A 16,605-nucleotide genomic window follows, 5' to 3' on the forward strand; every position below is an offset into this window, starting at 1 on the left:
CCTTACTTTGTTAAAGTAAATTTTAGTTCGGTAACGTCTCGACTATTGCCACCGATAAAGGCGAAGAAGTCACCGGAATCGCTCTTGAATTCTAGGTTTGAATGATGATAGCGAAGCTGTTCTTCAGCTAATGTAAATGTAACCTCTTGACTTTCTCCCGGCTCTAGTATTATTCTTCTGAATGCTTTTAATTCTTTGACTGGACGTACCACTTCTCCTGATAGGTCACGGACATACAATTGAACAAGCTCTTCACCCTTTCGGTTCCCCGTGTTGGTAACACGTACCTTAATGGTCAAAGGTTGTTCCTCCGTCATCGTTGTAGAAGAAAGAGTCGCCTCGTTATATTCAAAGGTTGTATAACTAAGACCGTATCCGAAAGGGTATAACGGTTCATTAGGCATGTCTAAATATTGCGATACATAACGCACTTGTGCATCAGGTGCACCTTGCGGACGGCCTGTGTTGAAATGATTGTAGTAGACGGGCACTTGACCCACTGAATATGGGAAGGACATGGATAATCGAGCTGTTGGACTCTGTTTGCCATATAATAAATCAGCAATCGCTGCTCCACCTTCGGTTCCTGGATACCAAGCCTCAAGTAGGGCGTCCACTTGGTCGTATACCCCGTGTAAATCTAGGGGGCGACCGTTAAAGAGAACTGCAACCATCGGTTTATTCAACGATTTTAACGCGGTGATCAGTTCTCGTTGTACCTGAGGTAGAGTAATATCTCCACGGCTACCAGCCTCGCCACTCATTTCGGAATGTTCACCTAAAGCGAGTACAATGACATCGGCATGCTCAGCCACTGCTAATGCTTCTGCAAGCTGGGCTTCCGTCATCGTCTCGATATCGCAACCTTGCGCGGTGTCTATTTGTGCAGAACCTACAAGATCGACCATACCGCTATACAACTGAACGGCTTCATCTTTAGATCCCATCCAAGACCATGGACCGAGAATATCTCCGTTTTGAGCGAACGGACCAATTAAAGCGATTTTTTGCTCTTCTTGTAAAGGTAGAACGTTGTCATTCTTCAATAACACAGAAGATTTAATCGCTGCATCTCGGGCAATTTGACGATGTGCTTCTGATAATATGAGTTTTTCTTCAAGCTCGATATTTGCACCACGATACGGGTTATCGAATAAGCCTAATTTGTGCTTTAGTTTCAAAATACGTAGGACGGCTTCATCAATGAGCGATTCATTAACTTTGCCGTTTTCGATCCAAGCTTTTAGATGATGTTCATAGCAAAGTGTCATCATTTCAATATCAACACCAGCTTCGATCGCTTTGTAAGCTGCTTCTGCTTCATTCGCAGCAATGCCATGAGGAATCATCTCTTTAACTGCGCCCCAATCGGAGATCAAGACACCGTCAAAGCCCAATTCGTCTCTAAGAAGGTCTCTCATTAAGCGGCGATTACCAGTAGCTGGAATACCATCCACCGTATTAAATGCCGTCATCACCATTTCGCTGCCTTCATCTAATGCAGCGCGGTAGGCAGGGAGATAATATTCACGCATTTGGCGTTCGGACATATCCACAGTATTGTAGTCACGACCACCTTCCGCTGCGCCGTAAGCGGCAAAGTGTTTCACACATGCTGCAACACGAGATCTATCTTGAGTTAAATTCGTTCCCTGTGAACCCCTTACGAAGGCTCGTGCAAATTCACTATTTAGGAAAGGATCTTCTCCTGTAGACTCCATGACTCTTCCCCAACGCGGATCACGTACGAGATCCACCATAGGTGCGAACGTAACGTGTACACCAGCGGCTGAAGCTTCTGCGGCGGCTATGGCCGAGGTGCGTTCTGCTATATCCATATCCCAAGAGCAGCCGATCGCAAGTGGGATAGGGAAGATGGTTTTATACCCATGAACAATATCTGCCATAAATAACAGTGGGATGCCTAGACGATTCTTTTTTAAATGAGCTTCTTGTACTTGAATGACTTCTTTAGCTCCTGTCAAACCTAATACTGAGCCCGTATTTCGAACCAATTCCTCGGAAACTCCCATAGCTTCCATAGGCCCTGTAATTTCACCTTGGCTCTCTGAGCCTTCAAAGAATGGCCCCGCTAGCTGAAGTAGCTGACTGATTTTTTCTTCTATAGTCATTTGTCTTATTAATGAACTCAATTGTTGGTCCGTCATATATAGGTCCTCCATTTTACAATCGATTCGAAACGTTTCGATATTCTCACAAAAATCATTATAAACTCCTTTGATAGGGGCGTCAACCTAAATAAAGATATATTTCAGGGGAAGTGAAACGTTTAAAAATTACCAATATAATTACTTGAATACGATTTCAACATGTTATATAATGACTTTCGAAACGTTTAAATTACTATATTATTGTTTCTATCATAGAATAATGTTGTGTGTTGAAACGTTTCTCTAGGTGGTTTACTTCCCTAGATGGTGTGCATTTAGTAACGAATTTATAAGGGTCTCTGTACTAAATGATTGGGAGGTGTAAGTCGAGACTATACTCAGTCAATATATTGTTGAACTGTTGATGCAATATTATTAAACATAATGTACACAATATTTATAACATTTATCATCATGATTAGAGAGGAAGTTAAAAAATGAAGTTGAAAATGCGTAAAACAACAGCAACCGTATTAGCATCTACTTTACTAGTTATGGGTATCCTTTCAGGTTGTGGAGCAAAATCAGCAGACACAGGTAACTCAAATGATAAAGTAACAACAATTAGTGTGTGGGGAATGGGAGAGGAAGCAAAGTCAATCCCGAAAATTGCTGAGCTATTCGAAGCAGAAAATCCAAACATTAAAGTTGAGGTACAAGCTTTACCATGGGATACAGCACACGACAAGTTGCTAACAGCTGTTGCATCGAAAAAAGGGCCAGACGTTGTGCAAATGGGAACAACTTGGATTCCTGAATTTGCGAACGCAAAAGCGCTAAAGGATTTAACTCCATATTTAGATAAATATCCTGGATTGAAACAAGAAAATTTCTACCCTGGATCGGTTGAAACTGGAACATATGAAGATGCTTATGTAGGTGTACCTTGGTACATTGATACACGCGTTCTTTACTATCGTACAGATTTACTAAAAGAAGTTGGTTATGATCAAGCACCAAAAACTTGGGAAGAAATGCAAGATGTATCAAAGAAACTTGCTGATCGTGGACAAGGGAAATACGGCTTCTCCCTTGACGTTAAAGAACAATCTCTTGCCTTTATGTTAGCTCGTCAAAACGGTTCTAAACTGTTTGATGCAGAAGGCAAGCCATTATTTAACCAACCGGAATTTGTAGGTGCTGTGAAATACATGAACAGCTACTTTGAGAACGGTTCTGCTCCAATGGATCTAGGTATTGACGCGATTCAGGGTTTCCGTGGAGAGGGTGTGGCGCCGATGTTCATCAGTGGGCCATGGATGGTTCAATTGATTCAAGATCAAGCGCCTGAACTTGAAGGTAAATGGGCAACAGCGGTATTACCTGCGGGTAAAGAAAACAACTTCTCATCTCTTGGTGGAGCGAATATGTCTGTATTCGAATACACCAAAAATGAAGAAGCATCACTGAAATTCGTTGAATTCATGGCGAAACCTGAAACACAACTGAAATGGATGGAATTAACGAATTCCTTACCTTCTTCGAAAGAAGCTTGGGAAAACCCGATTCTTCAAGAAGATGCGAACTACAAAGTATTTGGTGAACAATTAGAAACAGCGATTCCAATGCCTTCTACAAAAGAATTTGAAGAAATTGCTCAGAGCTTTTTGAGCAGCTTTGAAAAGGTGTACCGTACAAAAGGTGCTGACATTCAAAAAGAAATGGACGATTTCAACAAGAAAGCTGAATCGATTATTAATAAGTAATAACTATGTACAAGAGGCTAACTGGCTCCAATAGCTGGTTAGCTCTCCTTGTCTGTCTATAGGAACCTGAGTAAAGGAAGTGACTAAGGTATGAAAAGTTTCACCTCGAGAAAAGCGCCATATCTCTTCATTGCACCGGCGATCATTTTACTCACTTTGTTTTCGTTATTGCCTATACTCGTGGCCTTGTTCATTAGTTTTACTGATATGGACTTGGCGGGGTTAGCAGACTATTCAAATTTGAGTTTTATTGGCTTTAAAAATTATATCGAGGTGCTTGCGGATCCGGTATTTTTAAAAGCCATTTTTAATACGTTGTTTTACGTTATTGTTGGCGTACCACTCGTTATTGTCACATCACTTGGTGTAGCTTTATTGATTAACTTAGGTGTTTCAAAAGTTTTCAAGGTGTTCCGTGTTGTCTATTATTTACCATCTGTTACTAATGTTGTAGCAGTAGCGGTAGTCTGGACTTACTTGTACAACCCGGCATTTGGTCTGTTCAATTACATTCTAGAATCCATGAACTTATCTGCAATTCCGTGGTTAACGGAGCCTACAGTAGCCAAAGTATCATTGATTCTCATGGCGCTCTGGAGAGCCGTAGGGTTAAATATGATCATTTTCATTGCTGCACTACAAGGTATTCCAAGGTCATACTATGAAGCTGCGCAATTGGATGGAGCCAATACGTGGCAACAGGTTACGAAAATTACAGTTCCGATGTTGCGCTTCGCGATTTTCTTCGTATCGATTACGACGATGATCGGATGGCTGCAGTTCTTCGAAGAACCATTCATTATGACCAAGGGTGGACCGCTTGACGGTACGATGTCAGCAGCATTGTTTATTTATAAAAATGGTTTCCAATTGAGCAACTTTGGATATGCTGCGGCTGGATCATTTATATTATTTATTGCTGTTATTGCGGTAACGTTGGTTCAGTACAGAATGCAATCTAAAGAATCAGATTATTAAAAGAATGGGGGTGAACCGATGAAAGGAAATAAAAAGGATAAATTATTTCAATGGACTGCGGGGATTGTATTAACAATTGGAGGTATTTTGTTTGTACTTCCTTTCTTTTGGATGATCTTATCGTCCTTTAAGATGGAAAGTGAAGTTATTCAGATCCCTCCAACATTGTGGCCGAAAGAATTTACTATGGAGAACTATAAAAATCTATTTGAAAATATGAACTTTGGTGTGTATTTGAAAAATACATTGATAATTGTTCTTTTCTCATTCTTTGGCATGTTCTTAAATGCGATGGCCGGCTTTGGCTTTGCCAAGTATAACTTTAAAGGGAAAGAAAGTACGTTCCTTTTAGTGTTGGCAACGATGATGATCCCAAGTCAAGTAACGATGATCCCGGTTTATCTAATCTTAAATAAAATGAATTTGACGGACACCATGTTGGGGATCGTATTGCCTGGTCTCGTGGGTGCGTTCGGAATTTTCTTGTTCCGTCAATTTATGACGACTATTCCAGATGAAATTCTGGAAGCAACAAGACTTGATGGAGCTAGTGAGTTTAGGATTTTCTTGCAGATTATTCTTCCGGTGTCGAAGCCGATTCTTGCTGTACAAGGTATTCTTGCCTTTATCGGTGGATGGAACAGCTTCCTATGGCCGTTAATCATGGCGAACAATGAACGATTATATACCTTGTCCGTCGGGCTCTCATTACTGAAAAGCCAGTACGGTGGAAATTTTGCCTTGCAAATGGCGGGTGCAACCTTCATGGTGATGCCTGTTATTATCATCTTTATTATTTTCCAAAAAAATATTATTGAGAATTACACGACTTCCGGTTCGAAATAAGACTCAGTGTAAAAAAACAAAAACAGTTAGTTTAGATACCTCAGCTCGTATTACCAGAGCTGAGGTATCTTCGTTATGCAGCTCGTCGGTATTCGTTAGGTGACAAGTCATCCAAACATTCTATGTTTGTAGACAAAATATAAGATCCACCAAGCTCATGCATGGTGGATCTTTTTTTGTCCATCTCTGAAATGGGCTTGAATCATATAATTAGGAGACGTACTTCCTGTTTTACTCTAGTCAAGCACCGACAAATAGCTGCTAAATTGATTTATCAACGCGGAGCGGTGGCGTTCCTTATTCGTCACGGCATAGACATAACGTTCTATTAGATTACCGGGGATTGGGCGCATCTGAAGGAGTCCACGATCGACCTCACTCTGGACGGCCATCCGAGAAACGAAGGATACATGTGCTCCAAGTATAACCGCTTGTTTAATAGCTTCAAGCGAATCCAATTCCATATAGTAGGGCAGTCGCCGATCATGATTTTCCAACCATTTATCCGTCATTCTTCGCGTGCTGGATTCTTTGCCATGCAGAACAAAGGATGAAGAGGCAATTAGATCAGGCGTTAAGTTCTCGAGGGTAGCTAAGGGATGGGTTGGTGAATGAATGAGCACTAATTCGTCTTCGCATAGGGCATCGGCTACCAATGTAGAAGTGGTAAAAGGTTCAGCGGAGATAATGCCAATATCAATTTCATGGTGCTCCAGCATGTCTTTTACGATGGGGGCCGTCTTGACGAAGAGAGAAAGTTGGATCCCAGGGTGCTCCTTAACAAACCGATGCAAGACAGCGGGAAGAACATAAGTAGCGGGAACATAACTTGCTCCGATTCGGATGCTTCCCCTCCGGAGCGTGTCGAATTCCATGACGACACGTTCAGCTTCCGCCGCGAGCGCATTGATTTTGACGGCATAATGGAGCAGGGCGTAGCCGGCGTCGGTTAGTATGATTTTCCCCATTCGTGCTTCGAACAGCTTAACGCCGAAGTCCCGTTCCAGATTTTTCATATGAAAGGTAACGGTCGGCTGCTTTAACTCAAGGATGTCTGCAACGGTTGTAATCTTGTTGTGTTTTTCGAGCAACTCCACAATACGTAGCTTTAATAGATTTAAGTTCATCATATTTATATCTCTCTTTCGTAGGTTCTTATCTATAGATTTAATCTATGAATGTTAACAGTATTCATTGAAATAATTAATTTTGCCTTTACATTCGCTTAACACGGGTATCGTATTTCACACGTAGACTGGTACTTGTAGGTCAATGATCAATTACACAAAGCCAAAGCATACGAGGAAGGTAATGATATGGATTTGAACATACGCGGGCTCGGTAAAGCCTTTGGAGGAACCGTTGCCTTGCACCCGACGGATTTGACTGTACGCCAAGGAAGCTTTACGACCCTGTTAGGTCCTTCGGGCTGCGGAAAGACGACAATTCTGCGTATGATTGCAGGATTAGAAACGCCGGATCGAGGTTCGATCTCCATTGGTGACGAGGTGATTTTTGCAGACTCTAGCAAAAGAGCAGTGCCGACACATCAACGTGGGTTCGGGATGGTATTTCAGGATTTTGCCTTGTGGCCGCATATGACGGTATTCGAAAATGTTGCTTTTGGGCTTCGAGCAGGCAAGCGAACTACCAAAATCCGTGAAACCGTGCTGGAAGCACTCGCAAAGGTTAAGCTGACAGGGATGGCAGAGAGATTTCCACATCAACTGTCGGGGGGGCAACAACAACGGGTCGCTTTTGCACGCGCCGTAGCAATTACTCCACGCCTTGTATTATTCGATGAACCGCTAAGCGCATTAGATGCCGTACTACGCGAGGATATGCGTCTTGAAATGATGTCTTTAGTTCGTGACCTGGGGCTTACCGCTCTCTATGTCACCCATGACCAAGTTGAGGCAATGTCGATGTCTGATGAAGTTGTGGTGATGAATAGTGGTCGTATCTTGCAATCAGGAACACCGGAAGAGGTATATGGCAAACCTTCAGATGCCTTTGTTGCTCGTTTTATCGGCAAATCAAATTGGCTTGTGCCAAACCAGACGATGTTTCGTCCAGAGCACCTGATGTGGGAGCCGATGGGAGAAGATGGTCATTCTTTTCAAGTAGAGATTACGCACGTTAGCTATGTTGGAGACCGTTATGAAGTTAGGGTCAAAGCGGAAGGGCAAGAAGAGCAATGGACTGCGTATCACCACACGCGATTAGCAGTTGGTACGAAGACAGAGGTTTATTTACCACATCATCGCCTTCATCACATAGATAAATCTAAATAAAGGGAGAGATTAAATCATGGTTAATTTAAATACGATTAAAAATGGATGGACAAAGGGAACGGCGCTGACGCTGACCTTAGCACTTGGCTTGACGTTGACAGCTTGTGGGAGTAATTCAAATTCTACCGCTAAAGAGGCTTCTGCTTCTACGAACAACAGTGTGCCTAGCACACAAGTAGCCGATCAAAAGCTCGTCCTTTATAGCGCGGGACCTGAAGGTCTGGCGAATAAGATCATTGAAGGCTTTGAAGCCCAAACAGGCATAAAAGTTGAAATGTTCCAAGGCACCACGGGTAAAATTCTAGCTCGTATGGAGGCAGAGAAATCTAATCCGGTTGTTGATGTTGTGATTCTGGCATCGCTACCTTCTGCTCAAGGATTAAAGAGTGATGGGCTAACGCTGCCGTATCCAGATGCTAAAAATGCAGACAAGCTTAACCCAGAATGGTCTGATTCAGAAGGGAACTATTTCAGCACGAGTGCTTCTGCTCTCGGTATCGCTTATAACACAAAGCTTGTATCAACTCCACCGACATCTTGGGAAGACTTAACTAAGCCAGAATACAAGGGACAAATTAATATTCCTGATCCGACGTTGTCAGGTTCTGCGCTTGATTTCATCACAGGTTATCTCAGCGATAAGGGAGAGAGTGGTTGGTCTTTGTTCGAAGAGTTTAGTAAGAATGATGTTGCAGTTGCTGGAGCCAATCAAGAAGCTCTAGATCCAGTTATTACAGGTGCAAAAAGCATGGTAGCCGCTGCAGTTGACTATATGACTTACAAGGCGAAAGCCAAGGGTGAGCCAGTAGACATCGTGTATCCGAAGGAAGGCACCGTAATTAGTCCACGTCCTGCGGCAATTATGAAATCAACCCAGCATGAAGAAAATGCTAAGGCATTTATTGACTATCTTCTATCGGATGAAGCACAAAAGCTAGTATCTGATGCTGCACTTCTTCCGGGCCGTACGGACATCAAAGCTGAGAATCGCGCGAACCTGGATGAAATTCCGCTTCTCAAAGCTGATTGGTCATGGATGAATGAACATGGAACAGAAGTGACGGATAAGTTCACGAAACTATTTAAATAAACATGAGAAACTCTTCATCTTTGCGACACATTCGAGTATGGTCGATTGTCCTAGCATTACTTGTATTGACAATAATGATTGTAGTCCCTTTGATTGAAATATTTATTCAAAGTGTATATCGGGATGGTGAGCTGCAACTAGCAGCTCCATTCCGAACTTTGGCCGATGCCGAGCTCTTCAAAGTTCTATTGGGCTCGATCTGGCTAGGAATCTGCGTTATAGCGGGTACTACAGTTCTCGCACTACCACTGGCTTGGGTCATGGTGAATACTAGGCTTGCTAGGTGGCGTTGGCTGGATATCGTGTTTTTGATCCCATTTATGACACCGCCTTATATTGGCTCTATGGGCTGGATTCTCTTTATGCAAAAGAATGGGTATCTAGAGCAGCTCGTGCCTGGACTCGGGTCCATAACTCCTGCTTTCTTCACTTTCGGTGGCATGGTCATGATTATGAGTCTACATTTGTTCCCTTTCCTATATTTACTGCTGCGTGGCGCGCTTGAGCGGATTGGGGGTAGTCTTGAGGAAGCTGGAGCTGTATTAGGAGCACCGTTCATGTATCGTTTTCGGCGGATCATTGCACCGTTGCTGCTATCTGCGTACGGTATGGGCGCTATGCTCATCTTTGTCAAAACGATTGCTGAATTTGGAACGCCTGTCACTTTCGGGAAACGTATTGGATATGAAGTCATGACCTCGGAGATTCACAAATATATATCGAGTTGGCCGATCGATTTTGGTAAGGCGACTTCGTTAGCCTCCGTACTGCTCACCGCATGTTTGTTGATTTGGTATGCGCAGTCGGTTCTGAGTCGGCGCTTCACTTATAGCTTGGTGGGTGGTAAGGGAATTCGTCGTTCTTCCTTGCATTCGCAAGGGAGATGGACTTGGATCTATGTTATTTTTGTAGCTCTGTTGTTACTTCTGTCCATTGGCGTACCTTATTTCTCAATTATCGCGGCTTCAACCATGAAGCTGCGCGGAGTAGGGCTTGCTTGGAACAACTTTACGCTGGATTATTACAAGGAATTGCTGACCTGGGGCTCTACAAGCATGAGAGCGTTGATGAATAGTGTACTCCTCTCACTTGCAGCATCAACTATTGCCGTAATTCTTGGCACATGGTTTGCCATTGTCATAGGAAGATCACGTACCCGTATTGAGCGCACGACGGACTTGTTCAGTTTATTACCGAATACCGTCCCAGGTATTGTTATGGTCGTAGGTTTGATTCTGCTGTGGAATTCACCTTGGATGCCGATTCCGCTGTACAACACGTACGGTATGGTTATTTTAACGTATGTCATTTTGTTTCTTCCTTATACGGTGCAATATGTAAAAAGCGCCTATGGACAAATTGATCCCTCATTGTTTCAAGCTGGACAAGTATTTGGCGGGAAGCCGCAATACGTGTTCCGCCGTGTGTTGCTACCATTAATCGTTCCCGGTATGTTGGCAGGTTGGATGATGACGTTCACCATCGCTTCGCGGGAACTAGTGGGTTCGTTGTTGATTCTACCACCGTCCGTTCAAACTTCAGCAACCTATATCTTTGCTCAGTTTGAACAAGGACAAGTATCTTTGGGCATGGCGATGGCTGTCGTGTCCGTTGGGCTCACCACCGTGATGCTTGTAATTATTGAGAGCCTGGGCTCCAAAAGAAAGTGGAATGCTTGATGATTAAATTAAAAATTTGGGGCGGAGCGGGCGAACATGGCCGCTCCTGTTATTTCTTCGCCGGAGAACAAAACCGGATTATGTTCGACTGTGGTGTTAAAAAAGAGGGAGAAGGCATCTACCCACTTATGATTGCTGAGGAAATTCCCCAGTTAAACGCAATTTTCCTATCGCATGCACACGAGGATCACTCCATAGGACTACCATTATTATATAAGCATGGATATAAGGGAGACATTTGGACAACGAGGGCCACTGCGGATCAACTAGAGCGCTATTTTGACAGTTGGCGTAAATATGTGAGCAGACGTGGAGGGGAGCTTCCTTACGAAGAGAAGCACATCAAAGCGATGACTTACCGTTATCTGGAGGATTATGCACCGCCCGGAGAATGGTTCGAGCCTAGTAATGGTCTGAAATTGAAATGGGGTCGAAGTGGGCATTTGGTAGGTTCGGTGTGGTTTATGCTAGAGATGGAGGGGCGTAAGTTGTTCTTCTCCGGAGATTACAGCCGTGAATCGCAGTTGCTGGACGCGGATACCCCTACCAATTCCATAACTGATCTTTCTATAGTAGATAATGCATATGGGATGGAAAATGAATCGCAGATAATAAAGCTGGAGCAGCTTAGACAAACGGCTGAACGCGTGCTTGAAGCAGGGGGACAATTGTTACTGCCAGTTCCTGCACTTGGCCGAGGCCAGGAATTACTCATTTGGGCAGCAGAACAATTTCCCGAGTATGACCTAATTGTAGAAAAAGGGATTTGGCAGGGCCTTGAAACTATGGGAAATCGGCCTGAATGGCTTCGTAGTGGGGCTCTGGAACGGATCGAAGCAATGTTAAATAGCAACAAAGTGATTATTCCGCTGGACGATCAGGATCGTTCATCTCTATTGGAGCGGGATATACCTTGTATTATTTTTACCGGGGATGGGATGATGGAATCTCCGCAGGCACGTTGGTATTATGAGCAATTATCGCAAGGGGCGAACCATAGCGTTATTTTGACAGGTCATACGCCGCGAGGCTCGTTTGCGAGACAATTATTAAATGAAGGAACAATGACATCCGGATGTAGGGTGCAGCACATATGCTACAAGGTTCATCAAGGACTACCTGATGTGAGCCAGATGTTGAACGAAGTACCGAGCAGGCAGGCTGTTCTGGTTCACGCCCCCAAAGAAGAAACGGATCTAGTTGTGTCGAGATTGCTGGATGAAGGGTATCATGGGTTGTATTCATTGGAACCAGGTGGAGAACTAAATATTTGATAGATACATTGTAATAAATTCTAGACCCGCACATAAATGCGGGTTTTTTCCTGTTATATGGGTAAATATGAAAACTGTAAATTTGTTAAAAGATTTGATCAATGGCATCAGTGACAATAAATTTTCACCAGGTAGAAATATTACTAGAAGTGAATTTGTTAAAATCCTGGCCGGTATTGCGGGTGCGGATGTCTCGCTGTTCACGGGCAATCCATTTGCTGATGTAAGTTCTTAAACGGTTAGCCTAATAAATAAAACTGTGACCCACAAGATGGATGCTTTGCAAAAAGTGGCCTCTTGTGGGTCATTTGTGTTTAATAGTAACGATTAAACAAGGATGGAAGAATAGAATTTTATCCTATAAAAGAGATGATAGTCCCCCTTGATTTTGTGCTTGTCCACAATTCATGCTTGTTACATCTAAATTTAATTAACAGAAACAGTATTTTCGTAAAGGGGGTAGAGATTTGGAATGCGGAAATAAACGATCTTAGGAGTGTGATGCTGAACGGTTCTCTCTACATGCAACGTTGAAACCGCTTACATTCACTGAGTTTCAAAATTTACTTTTTAAGGGGGATGCAAGTGTTAATAATTGCTCAGAAGAGGTATCTCAAATTAATGACCTTGTTTATGGCATTTATCTTAGCAATTGGAACATTCATTCAGGCACCTATAACATATGCTGAAGAAGTAGACCCGCTTGCTCCACAAAATTTAAGAGTAGTAGAAGGCTCTATCACGGCTACGAGCGCAACGATTGCATGGGACCTTCATGAGGATCCTACTAAAATTGATATTGATGTTTGGAAAGCCGATAATAACGAATATTATACTTGGGGCAATAATGGTAGCCGAACACTAGAAGGATTACTACCCGAAACCACATATAAACTATACATTACTTGGTATGAGCGCCCAACGCCTAGCGTAATTAAGAGTAACGTTATTGAGTTTACGACACTTGCAGGAGATTCCACGCCAGAACCTTCAACGGAGATTGGCCCAAGAGACTTAAAGGTTGTGGATGTAACACACAATACCGTATCCCTAGAATGGAAGCCTATACCTGGAATAACCGCTTATTGGATTTGGGATCAAAATCAAAATGACAAGTACATTACTTGGGCAAACGATGGAGCGAAGGTAGTTGGTGGTTTAGAACCGGAGACGACCTATGCTTTCTATGTTGGCCAGGATGGAATACAAGCTGCTAATCTCACCCCGGAACAAAAGAGTAACGTAGTCACATTTACGACTTTGCCGGATACGAGCGAATACCCAGATCCACCACTAGCAGCACCAAGTTATTTGAAAGTAACTGGCGCTAGTGATGATTCTGTAACCTTAAGCTGGGGAGCAAGTCCTGGGGCAACGGGTTATGATCTCTATGTGAATGGAGATTGGAAAGGCGGCACATGGGATAATTCTGCAACGACAATTACGTATAAACCAACGGGAGGGATGGTGCCTGGTCAAACATATAATTTCGAAGTTGGCGCGCAAAATCCACCAAATCCTGTTTCTGCAAATAGCAATAAAGTGACGATCACTTGGGGAGAGTTAGTAGCTCCAGCGAACCTACAGGTTGTTACAGCAACAAGAACATCAGCTTCATTAGGATGGGCACCAACCCCTGGTGCCACAAGCTATGATGTATATCAGGATGGCACTTTCATCGGTTCGAGTGAATCCAATCGTTATGTAGCTACTGCTCTTACTGAAGCACAATCTTATTCCTATACCATCGTGGCGAAGAACAACCTTTGGGAATCACCAGAAAGTAACGAAGTAACGGTTGTACCGGGTAGTAATTATAATATTGTTACGTATTATACATCTTGGTCAGTGAGTGAAGAGGGTAGAAATTATCAACCTACCGATATCGACGTTTCCCAAATCACTCATATCAATTATGCCTTCTCTGATTTATGTTGGAAGGGATTCGGAACAGGTGCTGTAGCGTGCCAGAACGAGAATATTCCACTACAGAAAGACTACGTGTTTGATGGTGAAATGGTCATTGGTGATCCTGAAGTAGATTTGAATAATTTCAACACCTTTGCAACCATAAAAGAGCAAAACCCTCATTTGAAGTTAATGGTCTCTGTAGGGGGTTGGTCTTGGTCTAAAAACTTCTCGAATATGGCTGCGACAGAAGAGACTCGTCGTGCTTTCGCTAACTCTGTTGTGAAATTCCTTCGTACTTATCAATTGGATGGACTTGATATTGACTGGGAATATCCTATTGAGGGTGGAGAGGATACCAATTCCAGAAGACCAGAGGATAAGGAAAACTTTACATTGTTAGTTAAAGTAGTTCGTGAAGCTTTGGATGCAGCGGGTTCAGAGGATGGCAAGTATTATCTTCAGACGATTGCTGCTGCACAGGGAGATAATTTCGTTATTAATGCGGATCTTGCCCGTTCCGTCAACTATCTCGATTTCGTCAATATTATGGCCTATGATTACAGTGGTAAATGGGACACATTGGCCCATCACAATGCGCCATTATATTTCGATAAGAACCATCCTAAAGCAGGGACCTATGCACCTAGAAATAATGTGCAAGGTGCAATTTTAGGACATTTAAATGGAGGAGTCCCCAATTATAAATTAGTCGTAGGGGTTCCGTTCTACGGAAATGGTTGGACCGGTTGTTCCGAGAATGGAGAATATCAGATTTGTGCTGGAGCGACTCCATTTGGAACATGGGAAGGCGGACAATTTGATTTTACAGATGTAGAAAACAACTATGTGGATACAAATGGTTTTGTCCGTTATTGGAATGAAGCTTCTAAAGTGCCCTATGTATACAATAGTGAAACGAAAACTTTTATTAGCTATAACGACAAAGAATCCATCATGTACACCACATCCTTACTGAAATCATTGAATATTGCGGGTGTGATGAGCTGGGAAATCAGTGGAGACCGCAATAGAACGTTAACTACAGAGTTGGTTCAAGATCTTCCGATTGATGGATCTGTGAACACTTCAGCATTAGCAGCTCCTCAAAATCTTCAAACCATGTCCAAAGGTAAGAATGAAATTAAAGTGAAATGGGATGCCACGGAAGAAGCCACGGGATACGAAGTTTTCGTGAATAAAGTATGGGTAGGAAATACAATAGAAACGCAATATACATTAAGCTCCCTTACAGCAGGCACCAATTATAAGATCCATGTTATTGCCGTCGTCAAAGAGGATGATCATGTTCAAAAAGTATCAATTAATAGCAATGAGCTTAGTGTGACCACACAATCAGAAGTTGTTACACCACCGATAACACCGTCAAATCCAGACGGGGGATCAACTCCTTCAGGCGGAGGAGGAGGAACTGGATCGACGCCATCATCAACAGTCCCTAAATTACCAGGTCAACTTGACATTCAGATTACTAAAAATGGTGATAAGGGCAATGTAAAAATTCCAACAGCTGCGGCATTAACTGCTATTAATCAGTCTACTGGGGCTACATTCCGAGTCGTGGTTAGTGACAAAGATCTGAAGCAGATCGAGATTATTGTACCTAAAGAGGTTATTGCTGCTATTGCATCAAAAGGGGAGCAGACGCAACTCATCATCATCATGAATGATACCCAGTATATTATCCCTATTCATCCGATCGATGTCGCTACTGATATTAAAATTACGATCAAATCTCCTGAACAAGGCAATAATGATCAAATGATGAAGCGGATATTGAGTAAGGGGATGAAGAACCTTGTTAGCCCGCTTGAATTTAAGATCGAACAGCTAAATTCCGATCAGACATCCGTTGAAATTACGAACTTTGGTAATTCTCTTCTGAGTCGTAAATTTACGTTTAACGCTAAGGATATTGACCTGAATCGAGTTACAGGAGTTATCTATATCCCAAGTACCGATGAAATTCGCTCGGTGCCAACCTTATTTACGGTGAACCCAGATGGTACCGTAACAGCCGAATTGAAGAGAGCCGGAAATAGTATTTACACCGTTGTTGAAACCAGCTATAAATTCCTAGACATTACAAAAGGCTGGGCACAGAAGGATATTGAACTGGCAACTGCGAAACTGATTGTTTCTGGGGAGAGTACCGATCATTTTGGAGTCGATACTAGTCTTACGCGTGCTGAAGTGGCTTCAATGATGGTTAGAGCATTAGGTATTGTACCTGATGGGACGGAAGTAACCTTTAAAGACGTTGATCAGCAATCGAAGTATGCGAGCGATATTTCCGCTGCGAAGAGATCCGGAATAATCAAAGGTAAGACAGCAGATACATTTGGTCCAAATGATCCAGTGACACGTCAAGAATTGGCAGTCATGCTTGATAACGTAATGAAATATACTGGCAAGAAGCATGATACAGTAGATCCTGCTGTACTAAATCAGTTCGTTGATCAAGCGGCTATTTCTTCCTATGCGAGAGCCTCACTAGCCCTGATGGTAGAACAGAAAGTGATCCAAGGAGTTTCGCTAACCAAACTAGATCCCCTGTCGAATGTCACAAGAGCTCAAGGCACAGTTATGGTCATGAGAGTTATTCGTGCATTAGGATTATCGGATTAATATCGAAAGG

The 16,605-nt window shown here is 42.9% G+C and carries 11 protein-coding genes; 9 read left to right on the forward strand and 2 right to left on the reverse strand.

What is annotated here, in order from left to right:
• Positions 1 to 2: 2 nt before the first annotated feature.
• Positions 3 to 2,168: a glycoside hydrolase family 3 N-terminal domain-containing protein gene (locus IEW05_RS01025; protein WP_188534968.1), complete on the reverse strand. Its 2,166-nt coding sequence runs from the start codon at positions 2,166 to 2,168 to the stop codon at positions 3 to 5.
• Between the two features lie 440 nt (positions 2,169 to 2,608).
• Between IEW05_RS01025 and IEW05_RS01030 the strand changes: the two genes are divergently transcribed.
• From IEW05_RS01030 to IEW05_RS01040, 3 genes are all read left to right on the forward strand, one after another.
• The gene (locus tag IEW05_RS01030; protein WP_229753211.1) at positions 2,609 to 3,877 is read left to right on the forward strand and encodes a sugar ABC transporter substrate-binding protein; all 1,269 of its coding nucleotides are present in this window, start codon (positions 2,609 to 2,611) and stop codon (positions 3,875 to 3,877) included.
• A gap of 90 nt (positions 3,878 to 3,967) precedes the next feature.
• Positions 3,968 to 4,855 carry a carbohydrate ABC transporter permease gene (locus IEW05_RS01035; protein WP_188534970.1) on the forward strand — a complete coding sequence of 296 codons (888 nt, stop codon included), beginning with the start codon at positions 3,968 to 3,970 and terminating at the stop codon, positions 4,853 to 4,855.
• Between the two features lie 18 nt (positions 4,856 to 4,873).
• Positions 4,874 to 5,701 carry a carbohydrate ABC transporter permease gene (locus IEW05_RS01040; protein WP_188534972.1) on the forward strand — a complete coding sequence of 276 codons (828 nt, stop codon included), beginning with the start codon at positions 4,874 to 4,876 and terminating at the stop codon, positions 5,699 to 5,701.
• 236 nt (positions 5,702 to 5,937) lie between these two features.
• On the opposite strand, the gene IEW05_RS01045 is transcribed toward IEW05_RS01040, so the two are convergent.
• A complete protein-coding gene (locus tag IEW05_RS01045; RefSeq protein WP_188540644.1) occupies positions 5,938 to 6,828 on the reverse strand; it encodes a LysR family transcriptional regulator in 891 nt (296 codons plus the stop codon).
• Positions 6,829 to 7,017: 189 nt separating this feature from the next.
• Between IEW05_RS01045 and IEW05_RS01050 the strand changes: the two genes are divergently transcribed.
• The 6 genes from IEW05_RS01050 (at position 7,018) to IEW05_RS01075 (ending at position 16,595) form a co-directional block, all read left to right on the forward strand.
• Positions 7,018 to 7,995 (forward strand): ABC transporter ATP-binding protein, encoded by a 978-nt coding sequence (locus IEW05_RS01050; protein ID WP_188534973.1) that lies wholly within the window; start codon positions 7,018 to 7,020, stop codon positions 7,993 to 7,995.
• 16 nt (positions 7,996 to 8,011) lie between these two features.
• Entirely contained in the window at positions 8,012 to 9,085 is a 1,074-nt protein-coding gene (locus IEW05_RS01055; protein ID WP_188534976.1) for an ABC transporter substrate-binding protein, read from the forward strand.
• Positions 9,086 to 9,087: 2 nt separating this feature from the next.
• Entirely contained in the window at positions 9,088 to 10,764 is a 1,677-nt protein-coding gene (locus IEW05_RS01060; protein ID WP_188534978.1) for an ABC transporter permease, read from the forward strand.
• Entirely contained in the window at positions 10,764 to 12,038 is a 1,275-nt protein-coding gene (locus tag IEW05_RS01065; protein ID WP_188534979.1) for an MBL fold metallo-hydrolase, read from the forward strand. Before IEW05_RS01060 ends, IEW05_RS01065 begins: the two co-directional genes overlap by 1 nt.
• Before the next feature lie 94 nt (positions 12,039 to 12,132).
• Positions 12,133 to 12,273, forward strand: a complete 141-nt coding sequence (locus IEW05_RS01070) for an S-layer homology domain-containing protein (protein WP_194434079.1) — start codon at positions 12,133 to 12,135, stop codon at positions 12,271 to 12,273.
• A 344-nt stretch (positions 12,274 to 12,617) separates the two neighbouring features.
• Positions 12,618 to 16,595: a glycosyl hydrolase family 18 protein gene (locus IEW05_RS01075; protein ID WP_373285767.1), complete on the forward strand. Its 3,978-nt coding sequence runs from the start codon at positions 12,618 to 12,620 to the stop codon at positions 16,593 to 16,595.
• Positions 16,596 to 16,605: the final 10 nt, after the last annotated feature.

Source organism: Paenibacillus segetis (genome assembly GCF_014639155.1).
Classification (GTDB): Bacteria; Bacillota; Bacilli; order Paenibacillales; family Paenibacillaceae; genus Fontibacillus; species Fontibacillus segetis.

Coding starts and splice junctions, on each gene's coding strand:
- IEW05_RS01025 (WP_188534968.1), bottom strand. CDS start 2,168: ATGACGGACCAACAATTGAGTTCATTAATAAGACAAATGACTATAGAA.
- IEW05_RS01030 (WP_229753211.1), top strand. CDS start 2,609: ATGAAGTTGAAAATGCGTAAAACAACAGCAACCGTATTAGCATCTACT.
- IEW05_RS01035 (WP_188534970.1), top strand. CDS start 3,968: ATGAAAAGTTTCACCTCGAGAAAAGCGCCATATCTCTTCATTGCACCG.
- IEW05_RS01040 (WP_188534972.1), top strand. CDS start 4,874: ATGAAAGGAAATAAAAAGGATAAATTATTTCAATGGACTGCGGGGATT.
- IEW05_RS01045 (WP_188540644.1), bottom strand. CDS start 6,828: ATGAACTTAAATCTATTAAAGCTACGTATTGTGGAGTTGCTCGAAAAA.
- IEW05_RS01050 (WP_188534973.1), top strand. CDS start 7,018: ATGGATTTGAACATACGCGGGCTCGGTAAAGCCTTTGGAGGAACCGTT.
- IEW05_RS01055 (WP_188534976.1), top strand. CDS start 8,012: ATGGTTAATTTAAATACGATTAAAAATGGATGGACAAAGGGAACGGCG.
- IEW05_RS01060 (WP_188534978.1), top strand. CDS start 9,088: ATGAGAAACTCTTCATCTTTGCGACACATTCGAGTATGGTCGATTGTC.
- IEW05_RS01065 (WP_188534979.1), top strand. CDS start 10,764: ATGATTAAATTAAAAATTTGGGGCGGAGCGGGCGAACATGGCCGCTCC.
- IEW05_RS01075 (WP_373285767.1), top strand. CDS start 12,618: ATGCAAGTGTTAATAATTGCTCAGAAGAGGTATCTCAAATTAATGACC.